We start from the raw sequence: 15,789 nt of genomic DNA on the forward strand, positions 1-15,789 counted from the left end.
GATCGTTCAGTGGGCGGGAGCGGGGGAGGGGACCGCGTCGACGATCTCCTGACGGCGCTGCCTGGCCTGCTTGGGCATGTTCCAGCCGAGGATCCCGGTGACCCGGCCCCCGCTGCGGTAGCGCGCGACGAACCGACGGGTCGTCAACTCGCCCTCGACGACGTCCACTTCGGCATCGGCCGGCAGGAAGCCGTGCACCTGGAGCTTGGCGTCGAACTGGTCGGTCCAGAAGTACGGCACCGGCTCGTAGGGCCGGTCCTCCCCGAGGATCGCCCCGGCGACCGCCATGGCCTGCTCGGTGGCGTTGGTGCGGTTCTCCAGCCGGATCAGCCGGCCGAGCCCCTCGTGCTGCCAGCGGGCCACGTCACCGACGGCGTAGATCCCCGGCGCGGCCCGGCAACGAGAGTCGCACACCACGCCGTTGTCGAGTTCCAGCCCGCTGCCGGCCAGCCACTCCGTCGCCGGGGTCGCCCCGATCGCGACCACGACCACATCGGCGGGCAGCACCTCGCCGGTGCTCAACTCGACGCCGGAGACGCGGCCCTGGTCACCGGTCAGCCCCACGACGCCGTTGCCGAGCCGGAGTCGTACGCCCTGTTCGGTGTGCAGCTCGGCCAGCAGTCCCGACACCAGCGGGCCCACCTGGAGGGCCAGCGGTCCGGTCAGCGGGCCCGCCAGGGTGACGTCCAGGCCCAACGTCCGTGCGGTGGCGGCGATTTCGGAGCCGAGGACTCCCTCGCCGACGACCACGAGACGTGACCCGGCGAGCAGATCCGTGCGCAGGGCGAGCGCGTCGTCGAGGGTGCGCAGCACATGCACACCGGTCAACTCGCCCTGCCCGGGCAGCACTCGGGGCCGTACCCCGGTGGCGATGACGATCGCGTCGGCGCTCAGCTCGCGCCCGGACTCCGTGCGCACGGTCCGGGTCGCGGTGTCGAGACCGACCGCCGGGTCGCCGTACACGAACTCGGTGTCCAGGCCGGTCAGCATCTCCTCGGTGCGCAGCGCGGCCCGGCCGGGCTCCCAGGCGCCGGAGAGGATCTGCTTGGACAGCGGCGGACGGTCGTACGGGGCGTGCGGCTCGGCGCCGAGCACCGTGATCCGGCCCGGGTAGCCCTTGCGCCGGAGGGCCTCCACCGTGGTCAGCCCGGACGCGGAGGCGCCCACCACCAGCACGTGGGCCACAGCCCCGGTGTCGTCCTCGATGCTCATGTTCTGCTCCGTTGCAGCGTCGTTGCGATGTACTTTGCGGGTGCTCAGACGAGGTAGCGTCCGCCGTTGGTGCTGAGGGTCTGGCCGGTGACGTAGGACGCCTCTTCGGAGGCGAGGTAGGCCACCGCGTAGGCGACGTCCTCCGGCAGGCCGGCCCGCTTCATCGGCATGGTGGCGGCAGCCGCCTCCACGTCGACGGGTCCCTGGCGGACCAGCGGGGTGTCGATGAAGCCGGGCGGCACGTGGTTGACCGTGATGCCCTTCTCGATGTACTCGATCGCGAGGGCGCGGGTGAGGCCGATGACGCCGCCCTTGGAGGACACGTAGTGGGCCATGGCGGGTGCGCCGGTCTGGGTGGAGGACGAGGAGATGTTGATGATCCGGCCCCAGCCCGCCGCGAGCATGTCGGGCACGATCTCCTTGGTGACCAGGAAGGGGCCCTTGAGGTTGATCCCGATCATGCGGTCCCAGGACGCCTCGGAGATGCTGGTGAACGGCTCGTAGGCGGTGATGCCCGCGTTGTTGACGAGGATCGTGACCGGGCCGAGTTCCTCGCGGGTGCGAGTGGCGGCAGCGGCCACGGCACCGGCCTCCGCCGCGTCACCGGCGACCGCGATCGCCGTACCGCCCGACTCCTGGATGGCCGCCGCGGTCTTCTCGGCGCCCTCGGAGTTGAGGTCCCAGACCGCGACCGCGGCTCCCCTGGCCGCGAGCACCGTCGCGATCGCCTGGCCGATGCCGCGGCCGCCGCCGGTGACGACCGCGACCTTTCCCTGCAGTGACATGTGCGCTCCCTTGCGCTCGTGCGCGGTGCCGGAGAACCGGACACCGGTGGTTCGGCTATTCGCCGAGGGCCTCGCGGGCCGCCGTACGGGCCGCCACGGCCCGGGGGAAGCCGGTGTACCCGGCGGAGTGGTAGAGGATCTCGGCCAGCTCCTCCCGGGTCACCCCGTTGGTGAGGGCGACCCGGACATGGGTCTTCAGTTCCGTCTCGGCGCCGAGCGCGATCAGGATGCCGAGGGTGACCAGACTGCGGTCGCGCGGGGCCAGGCCCTCGCGGCCCCACAGCGCGCCCCACACGGTGCTCAGGCCGATCTCGACGAGATCCTCGCCGAGCTTGCCGTCCCGCATGTCGAGATCGCCCTCCGCGGGAACCACTCCGGGCAGCGCGGCACGAAGGGCTTTCAGGCCCGCGACGCGCAGATCGGTGGTTTCCTTGATGTCTTCGGCGCTCATGCGCGACTCCCGGTCCATGCGATTGCATTCGTCCCAAACGAAAGTTAGACCAAGCGGTCGGTACAATCAATGCCTGTTACGGATATGGCTGCTCCGAGCTCTCTCCGTCATCGCCATTGATCGGGCCGAGACCCTCATCTACTCTCGGTCTGAATATTCGACCGACTGGTCGAACTATCAAACCAGGCTCATGTGGGAGCCGCAGCCCCAGTCGCCTTGGAGGGCAAATGAGCGAATCTTCGAAGCCGGCGGTCCAGGACAGGGTCGACGTGCTGGTCCTGGGCGCGGGCGTCACGGGCATCTACCAGCTGTACAAGGCCCGCGAGGCCGGGTTCTCGACCCGGCTCCTGGAAGCGGGCACCGGCGTGGGCGGCGTCTGGTACTGGAACCGCTACCCCGAGGCGCGCTTCGACTCCGAGAGCTACACCTACGGCTACCTGTTCTCGAAGGAGCTGTGGGAGGAATGGGAGTGGTCGGAGAGGTTCGCGGGCCAGCCCGAGATCGAGCGCTACTTCAACCACGTCGTCGACCGCTTCGACCTGCGCCGCGACATCCGCACCGGCGTCAAGGTGACCTCCGCCGTCTTCGACGAGCCGTCCGGTACCTGGACCGTGCGGGGCAGCGACGGCACCGAGGTCCGGGCCCGCTACGTCGTCGCGGCCACCGGCAACCTCTCGGTGCCGTTCGTCCCGGGCATCCCGGGGCGCGACGACTTCCGCGGCGAGCAGCACCACACCTCCCGCTGGCCGAAGACCCCGATCGACTTCACGGGCAAGCGGGTGGCCCAGATCGGCACCGGCTCCAGCGGGGTGCAGATCATCTCCGCGATCGCGGACGACGTAGCACAGTTGACGGTGTATCAGAAGGACGCGGACTGGCTCACGCCGCTCAACAACGCGCCGATCACCGCGGAGGAGCAGGCCGAGCTCAAGGCCAACTACGAGTCCATCAGGGACACGTTGAACACGTCACCCAGCGGCTTCCTGCACCAGATCGTCATGCGCTCCGGCCTCGACGACAGCCCGGAGGACCGCCAGGCGTTCTACGAGGAGCGGTGGAACGGCCCGGGCTTCACCAAGCTCACCGAGCACTACATGGACATGCTGTCGAACGAGACCGTCAACGCCGAGTGGTGCGCGTTCATGGCCGACAAGATCCGCAGCATCGTCAAGGACCCGGAAACCGCGGACAAGTTGATCCCCAAGGGCCATGGCTACGGCGGCCGTCGGCCCCCCTTCGGCACCGGCTACTACGAGACGTACAACAAGCCGAACGTCTCCCTCGTCGACATCAACACCACGCCGATCACCCGCATCACCGAGGACGGCATCGAAACCGCCGACGGTGTCGAGGAGTTCGACATCATCATCTGGGCGACCGGCTACGACTTCGGCACCGGCGCCCTCAACAGGCTTGGTGTGCAAGGGCGTCAGGGCCTCCCGCTGAAGGAGTACTGGGCGGACGGCCCGCGCACCTACCTCGGTGTCGCGACGGCCGGCTTCCCCAACTTCTTCTTCCCCGGCGGCCCGCACGGCGCCACCGGCAACAACCCGCGCTACGCCGGCGACCAGGTCGAGATCATCACCGACGCCCTCGTCCACACCCGGGACAGCGGCTACGACGTCATCGAGGTGACCGAGGCAGCCGAGGAGGAGTGGACGGACGCCATGAACAACAGCACGATGTCCTCCTTCCTGGAGAGCAGCTACTTCTACGGCGGCAACATCCCCGGCAAGCCGGTCAAGCAGCTGCTCAACCCGACGGGCCGGTGGGCGCTCCAGGAGGCGATCAACGCCGTCAGGGAGAACGAGTTCCCGACCTTCGTCCTCTCCAAGGCGGAGAACCCGGACGCCTGAACGCCCGGACGCCCGTGCCGCCCTGGACGTGGGCGGCACGGGCGTCCGGGTTCCCGCGCTACTCCGCGAAGGTCGTGACCCGCCGCTGGAAGAGCCAGGTGCCGTCCTCGCGGCGCAGGACGTCGTCGTAGCGCCCGACCATCTGCACGGTCCAGCCGGTCTCGCCGCGCGCGAAGAACGCCAGGTTGCTGGTGGCCGTCGCCTCGTCCTCGGTGGCGGAGGTGACGACGGTGTTGGCGATCAGGTGCAACTGCGGTGCCTGGGGCGAGAATCCGCCGAAGCCCTGCCGTATCGCCTCCCGTCCCTCGAACTTGGCCATGCCGACTATCTCGGCGACGCCGTCGGCGGTGTACAGGGCGGCGATGTCGTCGGTCCGTCCGGCGTCCAGGGCCTGGGCGTAGGCGGCGATGGCGGTCTGTACGGCCGCGGTGACGGACGCGTCGATCGTGGTGGTCATCTCACTCCAAGGTCGAGAGGGTCAACAGGCTTGCTGGTGGCGGCTGTTACGCCTGGTACGTGGTCTTCCTGCGGTGCAGCAGCCAGCTGCCGTCCTGGCGGCGCAGCGTGTCGTCGTAGTGCCCGACCACGCCCACCGCCCAGCCCGCCTCGCCGCGCTGGAGGAAGACCACGTCGCTCAGGGCGCGCGCCTCGTCCTCGCCCGTGGACGTCACGACGGTGTTGGTGACCAGGTGGAGCTGCGGCTTGACCGGCTCCCATCCCTTGAAGGCCGCGTGGATCGCGTCGCGCCCCTCGACCGGGTCCATGCCCGGGATCTCCAGGACGCCGTCGGGCGTGTACAGCGCGACGATGTCGTCGGTGCGGCCGGCGTCCTGGGCCTGGGTGTGCGCGCCGAGTACGGCCCGTACGCCCGCCACGACCCACGCCTGTGTGGATTCGCTCATTCTTCGCTCCAAGGTCGGGTGTTTCGACCACTCAGTCTATTGATGAAGCGAAGATAAAGGGAGGGGGGTGCGTCGGATTCGTTGACCGATCGGTACAATCACAAATAACATGCGGGCGGCTGGTCAACGGGGACTGCCGCCGAAGGAGGCGTGATCATGACAAAGCGTTGGAAGCAGCGTCCGCCGGGTTCTACGTGGGGCGACTGGGGCGAGGACGACGAACTGGGCCGGATCAACCTGCTCACTCCCGAGAAGGTCCTCCAGGGGGTCCGCGAGGTCGAGGCCGGGGTCAGTTTCAGCCTGAGCCTGCCGCTCGACTATCCCGGCGGGACCGCGCTGAACCAGCGGCGGTACCCACCGATCCTCCGGCCCACCGAGGACCTGGCCCACAAGCAGGACGTCTTCTACAACGTCGTCGCCAGCGAGCAGATCGACCCCTCGCTGATCGACGTGTGGTCCGACGACGTGGTCACCCTCTGGCTGCAGTACTCCACCCAGTGGGACTCCCTCGCGCACCAGGGCGCCGAGTTCGACGCGGACGGCGACGGGGTCGCCGAGCCGGTCTACTACAACGGGTTCCGTCCCGGCGAGCACCTGGTGGGACCGGAGGAGGACGCCAAGGGCGACGGCAGCGGGAGCCTGAGCTTCGCGCGCAACCTCGGCCTGGAGAAGATGGCCGAGCACGGGGTGCAGGGGCGCGGCGTCCTCATCGACATCGCCCACCACCTCGGCACCGGCTACCAGCCGGTCGGCTTCAAGCAGTTGCAGGACATCATGACCGCGGACAACGTGGTCGTGGAGCCCGGCGACATGGTCCTCCTGCACACCGGCTTCGCCACCCAGATCCTCGCCTGGGAGAAGAACCCGGACCCGGTGGCCATCCACCAGACCGCCGCCTACCTCGACGCGGACGACCCGGAGATCCTCGACTGGATCAACAACTCGCAGATGTCGGCGCTGATCTCGGACAACTACGCGGTCGAGGGTGTGGGCGTCACCCAGGCCGAGGGCCCGCACACTCTGCTGCCGATCCACCACCTGTGCCTGTTCAAACTGGGCGTCCCGCTGGGCGAGTTGTGGTATCTGCACGACCTCGCGGCCTGGCTGCGGGAGCACCGCCGCAGCCGCTTCCTGCTCACGGCGCCCCCGCTCAACCTGCCGGGCACACAGGGCAGTCCGCTGACGCCGATCGCGACCGTCTGACGGTTCGCGTGGCATGGGAAGGGCCCCGGGATCTCGTCCCGGGGCCCTTCCCATGCGCCTCGTCACACCGCCGCGATCCTGCGCACCGTGTCCGCGATCGTGTCCCGCGACGGCAGCCAGACGCGCTCCAACGAGGGTGCGTACGGCGCCGGGACGGGCGGCGGGGCCACGCGGGTGACCGGGGCGTCCAGGTGCCAGAAGCCCTCGTCGACCGCCATGGCGGCGAGTTCGGCGCCGACGCCGAAGTCCCGTACCGCCTCGTGCGCGATGACCAGGCGGTTGGTCTTGGCGAGGGACGCGAGGACGGTCTCGCGGTCCAGCGGGGAGATCGTGCGCAGGTCGATCACCTCGGTGCTGATGCCCTCCGCGGCGAGCAACTCCGCGGCGGCCAGGGCATCTTGGACCATCCGTGACCAGGAGACCAGGGTGATGTCGGTGCCCTCGCGGAGCACCTTCGCCCTGCCCAGCGGGATCAGGTGGTCGGCCGGGGGCTTGGGGCCCTTGAGGCCGTACTGGAGCCGGTTCTCCACGAAGATCACGGGGTTGGGGTCCTGGATGGCGGCGCGCAACAGCCCATAGGTGTCCGCGGGGTTGGACGGCATGACCACCGTCAGACCGGGGATGTGCGCGAGCAGTGCCTCCAGGCTCTGCGAGTGCTGGCTGCCCGAGGAGCGGCCGGCGCCGAACTGGGTGCGGACGACGAGCGGCATGGAGGCCCGGCCGCCGGTCATGAAGCGGAGTTTGGCGGCCTGGTTGAGGAGCATGTCGAAGGCGACACCGATGAAGTCCATGTACATGATCTCCACCACCGGCTTCATGCCGGCCATGGCCGCCCCCACCGCCGTACCGACGATGGCGCTCTCGCTGATCGGCGTGTCCCGCACCCGGCCGGGGAAGGCCTGGGCGAGTCCGCGGGTGAGGCCGAAGACGTTGCCGCCCGCGCCGACGTCGATCCCGGCGACGAACACGCTGGGATCGGCGGTCAGTTCATGTTCCAGGGCCAGTCGTACGGCGTCCATCGACCGGAAGATCTCGGCGTCGGCAGGGAGCGGCGCGGGCTCCGCGACGGCGAGGCGGGGCGCGGAGACGTAGTCGTACAGGGTCTCCGGGGCGGGCTCCGGCAGGCTCCTCGCCCACTCGACCGCCGCCTCGATCTCCTTGTCGATCTCCTCGTCCACGGCGTCCGCCAGCGCGGTGTCCAGCTGGCGGCGGGCCACCAGCAGCGGGTCGCGTTCCTTGGCGGCGGCGACCTCCTCGGCGGAGCGGTAGCGCTCGGGGTCGCCCTCGTAGTGGCCGTGCCAACGGTAGGTCTCGGCTTCGAGCAGGACCGGACCGCCGCCCGCGCGCAGCCGCGCGACCAGTCCGGTCATGGTCTGCGCCACCGCCAACACGTCGTTGCCGTCGACGTGTTGGTACGCGATGCCGTATCCGGCGGCGCGCGCGGAGAGCGGGGCACGATGCTGCTCGGACTCCGGGGAGAACTCGGAGTAGTGGTTGTTCTCACAGAGGAAGACGACCGGCAGATCCCATACGGCGGCCAGGTTCACCGCCTCGTGGAACATGCCCTGGGCCACCGCCCCGTCCCCGAAGAACGCCACCACCACGTCACCGGCCGCCCGCAGTTTCGCGGCGGTGGCGACCCCGGTGGCGATCGGGAGGCCCGCGCCGACGATGCCGTTCGCGCCGTAGATCCCGAGACCGGGGTCCGCGATGTGCATCGAGCCGCCGCGGCCGTGGCAGGTGCCCGCGTCCTTGCCCATCAGCTCGGCCATCATCGACGCCGAGTCCAGGCCCTTGGCCAGGACATGGCCGTGGCCGCGGTGGGTGGAGGTGATGCCGTCCCGCTCGCCCAGCGGCCAGCAGGCGCCGACCGCGCTGGCCTCCTGGCCGATCGAGAGGTGCAGGAAGCCCGGGATCTCCGTCGCCTTGTACAGATCGGACGCCCGCTCCTCGAAGCGCCGGATGCGGCGCATCCGCCGGTACATCTCCAGGAGCTGGTCCGTCTGTGCGGTGCCGGTACCGGTACCGGTGTGATGCGATGCCTGAGTCATACGGTCCTCGCTTTAATGTACCGTTTGGTCTAGCAAACTAGAGCGACGTCCCCGGGGCCGCTTCCCCCAGGCGTGCCACGATCCGGCGCCTGTGCGGACCCGGGGCAGCACAAACGTCGTCATAGCCAGGGGAGAGAACACATGCCACGACCGCCGGGTCATGGGCCGGGTTTCGAAGTCAGACGCCAGAAGATCATCGACACCGCGGCGTCCCTGTTCGCGCAACAGGGCTACGCGGCGACCTCCATCAACGACCTGGGCCGCGCGGTCGGGCTCGCCAAGGGTGCCCTGTACTACTACATCGGCTCCAAGGAGAACCTGCTCATCGAGATCCAGTCGCGGGTGCTCGGCCCGCTGCTGGCCCGCGCCAAGGAGATCGCGGCCCTCGACGAGGTGCCGCTGCTGCGGCTGCGGCTGCTGTCCGAGTCGCTGCTGACGATCATCTTCCGCAGGCTCGACCACATCTGGGTCTACGAGCACGACTACCGCAGCCTCAGCGGCGAGGAGCTGGAGATCGTGCTGCGGCAGCGCTCCGACTTCGAGCACCTGATCACCGGCCTGCTCACGGAAGCCGTCGAGGAGGGGACCTTCCGCGCGGTCGAACCGCACCTGGCCACCCTGCAGTTCCTCAACCTCCACAACCACACCTACCAGTGGGTGCGGCCGGACGGCAGCTGGGACGCCGCGTTCCTGTCGGGCGAGTACTGCTCGACCCTGTTCCGCGGGTTCGCCGCGTCCGTCGCCGAACTCCCCGATGTCGAGGCGCTGGCCGCCGAGTTCAAGCGGGCACGGCCCGAACTGCCCCTCGATCCCGAGGCGTTGTGGGAAGCGGTCTCCGTGGCGAGCTGACCGGATCCGCGGTGCGCCGCCGCGCACCGCGGACCCCGCCCCGTCACGCGCCCCGGACCAGGGCCCTGGCGATGACATTGCGCTGGATCTCGTTCGTGCCCTCGCCGATCTCCAGGATCTTGGCGTCGGCGTAGAAGCGGGAGATCTCCGACTCCCGTACGTACCCGTAGCCGCCGTGGATCTGGAGCGCCTGGGAGGCCGCCCGGTTGGCGACCTCGGAGGCGTACAGCTTGGCCATCGCGGCCTCCGTGCTGTGCGGGCGGCCCTGGTCGGCGAGCCACGCGGCGCGGTACACCATCCAGCGGGCCGCCTGGTACTCCGTACCCATGTCGGCGATCTTGTGCGCCACGGCCTGGAAGTCCGAGAGCGGACGCCCGAACTGGTGCCGTTCCTTGGCGTGTTTGACCGCGAGGGCCAGCGCCGCCTTGGCCAGCGAGAGGCCCAGCGCCGCCACGCTGATCCGGCCGCCGTCGAGCACGGACAGGAATTGCTTGAGCCCGTTGCCCTCCTCGCCGATCAGATGGTCGTCGGAGACCCAGCAGTCGGTGAAGACCAACTCCCTTGTGTCCATGGCGTGCCAGCCGAGCTTCTTCAGCTTGGCGCCGACTGTGTAACCGGGTGTGCCGGTCGGGACGTAGAAGGTCGCGTACCCCTTGCGTCCGTCCGCGCCCTTGCCGGTCGTGGCCAGCAGGGTGACGCCCTGGCTGATGTCGGTGCCCGCGTTGGTGATGAACATCTTCGTGCCGTTGATCACCCAACCCCCGTCCGCCCGGCGGGCGGTGGTGGCGATACCGGCGGCGTCGGAGCCGGCCTCCGGTTCGGTCAGCCCGAACGCGCCGATCGCCTCCCCCTTCGCCAGCGGGGTCAGCCAGCGGTGCTTCTGCTCCTCGGTGCCGTACGCGAGCAACGGCAGTGTGCCGATCGTCGAGTGGGCGTTCCACGAGGAGGCCACCGACTGGTCGGCGGCGCCGAGTTCCTCCATCACCGCGACATAGGTGACCGTGTCCGAACCCGCCCCGCCGTACTCCTCCGGCACGAGCATGCCCATCAGGCCGAGTTCGCCGAGCTTGGTGAAGATCTTGGTGGGGAAGGTCTCGTTCTCGGACCACTCGGCCGCGTGGGGCGTGATCTCGTTGGCCGCGAACTCGCGGACCATGTCCTGGAGAGCGAGGGTCTCCTCGGGCAGGTCGAAGTCCATGTCACAGTCCCTTCGGGGTCAGCAGCACCTTCAGGTGCTTGGCCCGGTCGGCCGCCAGGTCCTCGAAGACACCGGCTCCTCCCGAGAGCGGAAAACGGCCGGTGATCAGGGCGGAGGCATCCAGACGTCCGGTGCTCATCAGATCGATCACGCGCGGGATGTCGAAGTTGTAGCCGAGCGTGCCGACCACCGACCGCTCGTAGAACACGAGTTGGCCCATGTCGAACTCGACGCTGCCGTGCCCGACGCCGGCGAGTACCACCCGTCCGCCGCGCCGGACGATCGAGACGGCCTGGCCCGCGAGGGCGGGTACGCCGGTCGCGTCGATCACGACGTCCGGGCCGATGCGGTTCGTTCGCACGAACACCTCACGCCGTACGTCCGTTGCGCGCGGGTCGAAGGCCTCGGTGACACCGATGCCGAGCAGCATCTCGCGGCGGCCCGCGAGGGGTTCGCTCACGAACAGGGCTGCGGCGCCCGCGATTTGGGCGGCCAGCACTACGGCTACGCCGATCGGGCCGCCGCCTACGACGAGGACGTTGTCGCCCGGTTTGACCCCGGCCCGGGTCACGGCGTGCAGGCCTACCGCCAACGGCTCTGCTACGGCGGCCAGTTCGTCGCTGACGTTGTCCGGGAGGCGGGTCAGGCCGGCCAGCGGGACGGTGACGCGTTCCGCGAAGGCGCCGGGGGAGGCGAGGCCCACGGAGCCGCTCTTGGGGCAGATGTGGTACTCGCCTCGCGTGCACCAGAAGCAGGTGCCGCAGCGCCAGACGGGGTCCGCGGTGACGCGGTCGCCGATTTTTATGCCGGGTACCGGTGTGCCCAACGCGGTTACCGTGCCGCTGAGTTCGTGACCCAGGGCGAGGGGTGGCTTGGTGCCGGTGAGGGGGTGGGGGCCCTCGCGGATCATGTGGGGGCCTTCCAGGTACTCGTGCAGGTCTGTGCCGCAGACTCCGCACCAGGACACTTCTACGACTGCCTCGTGCGGGGCGGGGTCCGGTGGCTCGGGTACCTCTTCGAGACGTAGGTCCTGTGCACCGTGCCAGACGAGTGCCTCCATGTTTTTCCGCCCCTTTCGTATCGTTGTTGTCTGCGGGCCCGGTGGGGGCTGGTCGCGCAGTTCCCCGCGCCCCTTAAGAGGCGCTTTTCTTGGGCCTGTCGAGAAATGAGCGGAGGCCCGTCGTTGCGTCCTCTGTGCCGAACACGCCTGTGAACAGGGACCGTTCGAGCGCAAGCCCCGCCGCCATGCTCGCGTCCGTGCCGTGGTCCACCGCCTCCTTGATCGCCTCCAGGGCTGCCGGTGGGCCCTCGGACAGGTGGCGGGCGTAGGCCAGGGCGGCTTTCAGGGCGGAGCCCGTAGGGACCACCTCGTCCACCAATCCCAGCCGTAGCGCCTCGTCCGCCTTCACCCGGCGGCCGGTCATCAGGAGGTTCTTCGCGCGGGACGGGCCGATCAGGCGGGACAGGCGTTGGGTGCCGCCCGAGCCCGGCATGATGCCGAGCTGGACCTCGGGCTGGGCGAAGACCGCGTCCTCGGCGGCCACCCGGTAGTCGGCGGCGAGGGCCAGTTCCATGCCGCCGCCCAGGGCATAGCCGGTGACCGCCGCGATCACCGGCATCGGGAGGCGGGACACCTCGTCGAAGGTGCGCTGCAAGGCTCGGTTCCAGCCGCGTATCTCCTCGGGGCCCATCGCGGCCAGGGCCTTGATGTCGGCGCCGGCGGCGAAGAGCCGCTCGCCGCCGTAGAGCACCACGGCCCGGACGTCGGGGGCGTCGGCCAGCTCGCGTACGCGGGCGGCCAGCTCCTCCCTCTGCGCGGAGTCGAAGGCGTTCATCGGCGGGTTGTCGAGGCGGACCGTGACGACCGGTCCGTCGGTGTCGAGCCGGATGCGTGGCACGAAGAACCCTCCTCGTCGGCGGAAGCGGCGTCGCGTGCGTTCGGGTGGTTGTCGATGCGCACGTGCCGTCGTAAAGTGCGGCTCACAGGTTTTATAGACCAAGGGGTACACTAAATTATGTGAGTGGGCAACCGACCGGTCGGGATCCGGTTTGCCCCATGAGCCGTGGTCGAGCCGTGTTCAGCGCCGAACACCACAGAGCGAGAGTGAGCCGTGCACAATTTCGCGAGCATCCTCGATTACCACCTGGCGCAGCGGCCCGACGCCGTGGCCGTCGTCCAGGACGAGCGTTCTCTGACCGTCCGTCAACTGCATGAGCGCGTGAACCAGTTGGCGGCGGGCCTTGCCGAGCTGGGCGTCGGGCGCGGCGATGTCGTGGCTCTGCTGCTGTACAACCAGCCTGAGTTCCTTGAGCTGGTCCACGCCGCCAGCCGGCTCGGCGCGGTCTTCCTGCCGCTCAACTACCGCCTCTCCGAAGAGGAATGGCAGTACATCCTGGGCCACGCCCAGGCCAAGGTGATCGTCACCGAGCCGGAGTTCGTGCGGGCGGTGGAGCGCAGCGCCGGCTGTCTGACCGATCTGGAGCACCGCGTCCTGATCGGTGGCGGTGATCTGCCCGAGGAGCCGTGGACCGGTTACGAGGAGTTGCTGGCCCGGCACAAGGGGGCGCGGGTGGAGCCCGTGGACGTCGAACTCGACGATCTTCAGCGGCTCATGTACACCTCCGGGACGACGTCACGGCCCAAGGGCGTCCGCATCACCTACGGAAACCTTGAGGCCAAGAACCTCGCCCACATCGTCCACTTCGGGCTGACGGCGGCGGACACCACGCTGGTCTGCGGTCCGCTCTACCACGTGGGCGGCCTGGACATGCCGGCCCTCGGGGTGCTCTACGCGGGCGGCAGTGTCGTACTCCAGCGGAGGTTCGACCCGCAGGGCGTGCTGGACGCGATCGAGAAGCACCGGGTCACCAATGTGTGGCTGGCGCCCGCCATGGTCAACGCGGTCCTGGAGGTCCCCGACCGCGAGGAGTACGACACCAGCTCGGTCCGCTTCATCCTCGGCGGTGGCGAGAAGACGCCCGAACCGGTGCTGCGGCGGATCATGACCGCGTTCCCCAACGCCTGGTTCGCCGATGCCTACGGCCTGACCGAGACCGTCTCCGGCGACACCTTCCTCGACCGCGAGCACGCGCTGTCCAAGCTGGGCTCCGTCGGGCGCCCCGTGCCGCACACGCGCGTGCGGATCGTCGACGACACGGGCGTCGAGGTTCCGGCCGGTGAGCTGGGCGAGATCACGCTGCGCGGACCGAAGGTCTTCGCCGGGTACTGGCGCGACGAGAAGGCCACGGCGGCGGCGCTCAGGAACGGCTGGTTCCACACCGGCGACATCGGGCACGTCGACGAGGACGGCTTCCTCTTCATCGACGACCGCAAGAAGGACATGATCGTCTCCGGGGGCGAGAACATCGCCACGCCCGAGGTGGAGCGGGTGCTGTACGAGCACCCGGCGGTGCTGGAGGCCGCCGTGGTCGGGCTCAACCATCCCCGCTGGGGTGAAGTCCCGCGCGCGTTCGTGGTGTTCAGGCCCGGCGAGAGCGCCGGCGCGGAGGAGCTGCGGGAGTTCTGCCGGGCCCGGCTGGCCAAGTTCAAGGTGCCGGCCCGCTTCGACATCGTCGACGAGCTGCCCCGCACGCCGTCCGGCAAGGTCCTCAAGCGGACCCTGCGCGACATCCCCGCGGAGGGCTGAGCCATGACCGACGTGAGCGACCTGAAAGACGTCAACGCCCAACTCCGGCTCGACGGACGGACGGTGTGGGTGACGGGTGCGGGGAAGGGGCTCGGGCGGGCGATCGCCGTCGCCCTGTCCCAGGCGGGCGCCACCGTGGCGGCAACGGCCCGTACCGCGGCGGACCTTGAGAGCCTGGAGGCCGAACTCGCCGCGCACGGCGGCAAGGTGCTGGTCCTGCCCGGCTCGGTCGCCGACTCCGCCGCCGTACGGACCATCGTCGAGCGCGTCACCGACGGCACCGGCCGCCTGGACGCGGTCGTCAACTGCGCCGGTACGAGCCCCCACTTCACCCGCAGCGAGCGGGTCACCGACGAGGACTGGCAACAGGTCCTCGACGTCAACCTCCAGGGGACGTTCTACTGCTGCCGTGAGGCCGGCAAGGTGATGCTGGCGCAGGGCTCCGGCTCGATCGTCAACGTCTCCTCGGTGCACGCCCGTACCGGGTTCGAGCGGATCGCCGCGTACGCCGCGAGCAAGGGCGGGGTCGAGGCCCTCACCAAGTCCCTCGCCGTGGAGTGGGCGGACCGCGGAGTCCGGGTGAACGCCCTCGCGCCCGGCTACTTCCACACCGACCTCAGCTCCGGCCTGCTGGACAGCCGCTGGGGCGAACGCATCGTCGAGAGCACCCCGTTGGGCCGCGTCGGCGACGTGACGGAACTCGGTGGTGCCGCCGTCTTCCTCGCCTCCGACGCGTCCCGCTTCGTCACCGGCACCACCCTCACGGTCGACGGCGGCTGGACCGCGCGGTAGCGCCCGCGGTCACTGGTCCGGTGCGGGCCGCACGGTGAGTATCTGCTGCGCGTGTCCCACCGGGCCGTCGACGTCGTGCAGCACGGTACTGGTGAGGCCCTGCCCGGTGGGCCCGAAGGTGACCGTCGTGTCCAACCCCGTCCAGTTTCCCCGGGGTTGGCGGTGCAGGTGGACGGTCAGGTCGACGTTCGGGTAGATCCAGGCGGTCGGCGGCTGCCGTACGGCGATGCCGTTCGCGGTGTCGACGAGCGCGAGGTAGGACGCGAGCGGGCTGCCGGGCTCGTCGGCGACGAGGGCGTGCCGGGTGGAGATCCACGCGGTCGTACGGCCCGGCCGGGGCGGCGCGAGCGGCCGTACGTCCAGGGAGGCGATGTATCCGCCGGGCCACAGCGCGCTCATCTCCCAGGTGTCGAGCCCCTCGGGCGGGGTGAGCCGGTCGTCGGCGCCGCCCGCGACGCCGGAGGTGTCGAGTGTGGCGAGGAACCAGGCCCGGGCCCGCACCACCGGCCGGTCCGCGACCAGCACCACGGCCTCGACCAGCTCGATGGTGCGGCCGGGGCGGACGGTCTCCACCCGGATCTCGCACTCGTCGAGCGCGAGCCGGCCCAGGATGTCGTAACTGATCCGGGCCAGGACGAGACCGGTCTCCGGCCGCGCCGCCCGCTCCCGCTCGATGGCGTGGACGACGAGGCCGCCGAGCGGGCTGAAGTGGAGTTCGTCCGGGTCCCAGGCGCCGCTCGCGTGGACCGTGGGCTTGTAGCGGTGCTCGTCGATTCGGACGTAGTAGCTGTCGGGGGTCGTGGTACCGGTGTTCAACGGACGTCTCTCCTGGGGCTGTTCACG

15 protein-coding genes are annotated in these 15,789 nt (G+C 69.8%); 5 read left to right on the forward strand and 10 right to left on the reverse strand.

The genetic code is table 11. The features are described from left to right. Positions 1–6: 6 nt before the first annotated feature. The 3 genes from ACIQBL_RS09205 to ACIQBL_RS09215 are packed head-to-tail and all read right to left on the reverse strand — an operon-like array spanning position 7 to position 2,448. Positions 7–1,212, reverse strand: coding sequence for an NAD(P)/FAD-dependent oxidoreductase (locus ACIQBL_RS09205; RefSeq protein ID WP_401938605.1), 1,206 nt, complete (start codon positions 1,210–1,212; stop codon positions 7–9). A 44-nt stretch (positions 1,213–1,256) separates the two neighbouring features. After that, a complete protein-coding gene (locus ACIQBL_RS09210) occupies positions 1,257–1,997 on the reverse strand; it encodes an SDR family NAD(P)-dependent oxidoreductase (RefSeq protein WP_401938607.1) in 741 nt (246 codons plus the stop codon). Between the two features lie 55 nt (positions 1,998–2,052). After that, entirely contained in the window at positions 2,053–2,448 is a 396-nt protein-coding gene (locus ACIQBL_RS09215; RefSeq protein WP_401938610.1) for a carboxymuconolactone decarboxylase family protein, read from the reverse strand. 227 nt (positions 2,449–2,675) lie between these two features. Here ACIQBL_RS09215 and ACIQBL_RS09220 point away from each other — a divergent pair, with 227 nt between their 5' ends. Further along, positions 2,676–4,304 (forward strand): flavin-containing monooxygenase, encoded by a 1,629-nt coding sequence (locus ACIQBL_RS09220; protein ID WP_401938613.1) that lies wholly within the window; start codon positions 2,676–2,678, stop codon positions 4,302–4,304. Positions 4,305–4,362: 58 nt separating this feature from the next. Here ACIQBL_RS09220 and ACIQBL_RS09225 read toward each other — a convergent pair whose 3' ends face one another. Together ACIQBL_RS09225 and ACIQBL_RS09230 are read right to left on the reverse strand one after the other, a co-directional pair. Next, positions 4,363–4,761 (reverse strand): nuclear transport factor 2 family protein, encoded by a 399-nt coding sequence (locus tag ACIQBL_RS09225; RefSeq protein ID WP_401938614.1) that lies wholly within the window; start codon positions 4,759–4,761, stop codon positions 4,363–4,365. Positions 4,762–4,807: 46 nt separating this feature from the next. Then, on the reverse strand, positions 4,808–5,206 hold the full coding sequence (locus ACIQBL_RS09230; RefSeq protein ID WP_401938615.1) for a nuclear transport factor 2 family protein: 399 nt from the start codon (positions 5,204–5,206) through the stop codon (positions 4,808–4,810). Positions 5,207–5,362: 156 nt separating this feature from the next. Here ACIQBL_RS09230 and ACIQBL_RS09235 point away from each other — a divergent pair, with 156 nt between their 5' ends. After that, positions 5,363–6,409, forward strand: coding sequence for a cyclase family protein (locus tag ACIQBL_RS09235; protein WP_401938618.1), 1,047 nt, complete (start codon positions 5,363–5,365; stop codon positions 6,407–6,409). A 62-nt stretch (positions 6,410–6,471) separates the two neighbouring features. Here the strand turns inward: ACIQBL_RS09235 and ACIQBL_RS09240 are convergent, their stop codons facing one another. Then, positions 6,472–8,460 carry a pyruvate dehydrogenase complex E1 component subunit beta gene (locus tag ACIQBL_RS09240; RefSeq protein WP_401938619.1) on the reverse strand — a complete coding sequence of 663 codons (1,989 nt, stop codon included), beginning with the start codon at positions 8,458–8,460 and terminating at the stop codon, positions 6,472–6,474. Positions 8,461–8,601: 141 nt separating this feature from the next. Here ACIQBL_RS09240 and ACIQBL_RS09245 point away from each other — a divergent pair, with 141 nt between their 5' ends. Next, the gene (locus ACIQBL_RS09245) at positions 8,602–9,309 is read left to right on the forward strand and encodes a TetR/AcrR family transcriptional regulator (protein ID WP_401938622.1); all 708 of its coding nucleotides are present in this window, start codon (positions 8,602–8,604) and stop codon (positions 9,307–9,309) included. Positions 9,310–9,352: 43 nt separating this feature from the next. Here ACIQBL_RS09245 and ACIQBL_RS09250 read toward each other — a convergent pair whose 3' ends face one another. The 3 genes from ACIQBL_RS09250 to ACIQBL_RS09260 form a co-directional block, all read right to left on the reverse strand. Next, positions 9,353–10,507, reverse strand: coding sequence for an acyl-CoA dehydrogenase family protein (locus ACIQBL_RS09250; RefSeq protein ID WP_401938624.1), 1,155 nt, complete (start codon positions 10,505–10,507; stop codon positions 9,353–9,355). A gap of 1 nt (position 10,508) precedes the next feature. Continuing rightward, positions 10,509–11,567, reverse strand: coding sequence for an alcohol dehydrogenase catalytic domain-containing protein (locus ACIQBL_RS09255; RefSeq protein WP_401938626.1), 1,059 nt, complete (start codon positions 11,565–11,567; stop codon positions 10,509–10,511). A gap of 73 nt (positions 11,568–11,640) precedes the next feature. Further along, positions 11,641–12,396 carry an enoyl-CoA hydratase/isomerase family protein gene (locus ACIQBL_RS09260; protein ID WP_401938960.1) on the reverse strand — a complete coding sequence of 252 codons (756 nt, stop codon included), beginning with the start codon at positions 12,394–12,396 and terminating at the stop codon, positions 11,641–11,643. A gap of 222 nt (positions 12,397–12,618) precedes the next feature. Between ACIQBL_RS09260 and ACIQBL_RS09265 the strand changes: the two genes are divergently transcribed. After that, entirely contained in the window at positions 12,619–14,154 is a 1,536-nt protein-coding gene (locus ACIQBL_RS09265; protein WP_401938628.1) for a long-chain fatty acid--CoA ligase, read from the forward strand. A 3-nt stretch (positions 14,155–14,157) separates the two neighbouring features. Further along, the gene (locus ACIQBL_RS09270; protein WP_401938630.1) at positions 14,158–14,946 is read left to right on the forward strand and encodes an SDR family NAD(P)-dependent oxidoreductase; all 789 of its coding nucleotides are present in this window, start codon (positions 14,158–14,160) and stop codon (positions 14,944–14,946) included. A gap of 9 nt (positions 14,947–14,955) precedes the next feature. On the opposite strand, the gene ACIQBL_RS09275 is transcribed toward ACIQBL_RS09270, so the two are convergent. Then, positions 14,956–15,762, reverse strand: a complete 807-nt coding sequence (locus ACIQBL_RS09275) for a thioesterase family protein (protein ID WP_401938632.1) — start codon at positions 15,760–15,762, stop codon at positions 14,956–14,958. Positions 15,763–15,789: the final 27 nt, after the last annotated feature.

Origin of the sequence: Streptomyces sp. NPDC088350, assembly GCF_044753545.1 — a bacterium.
Lineage (GTDB): Bacteria > Actinomycetota > Actinomycetes > Streptomycetales > Streptomycetaceae > Streptomyces.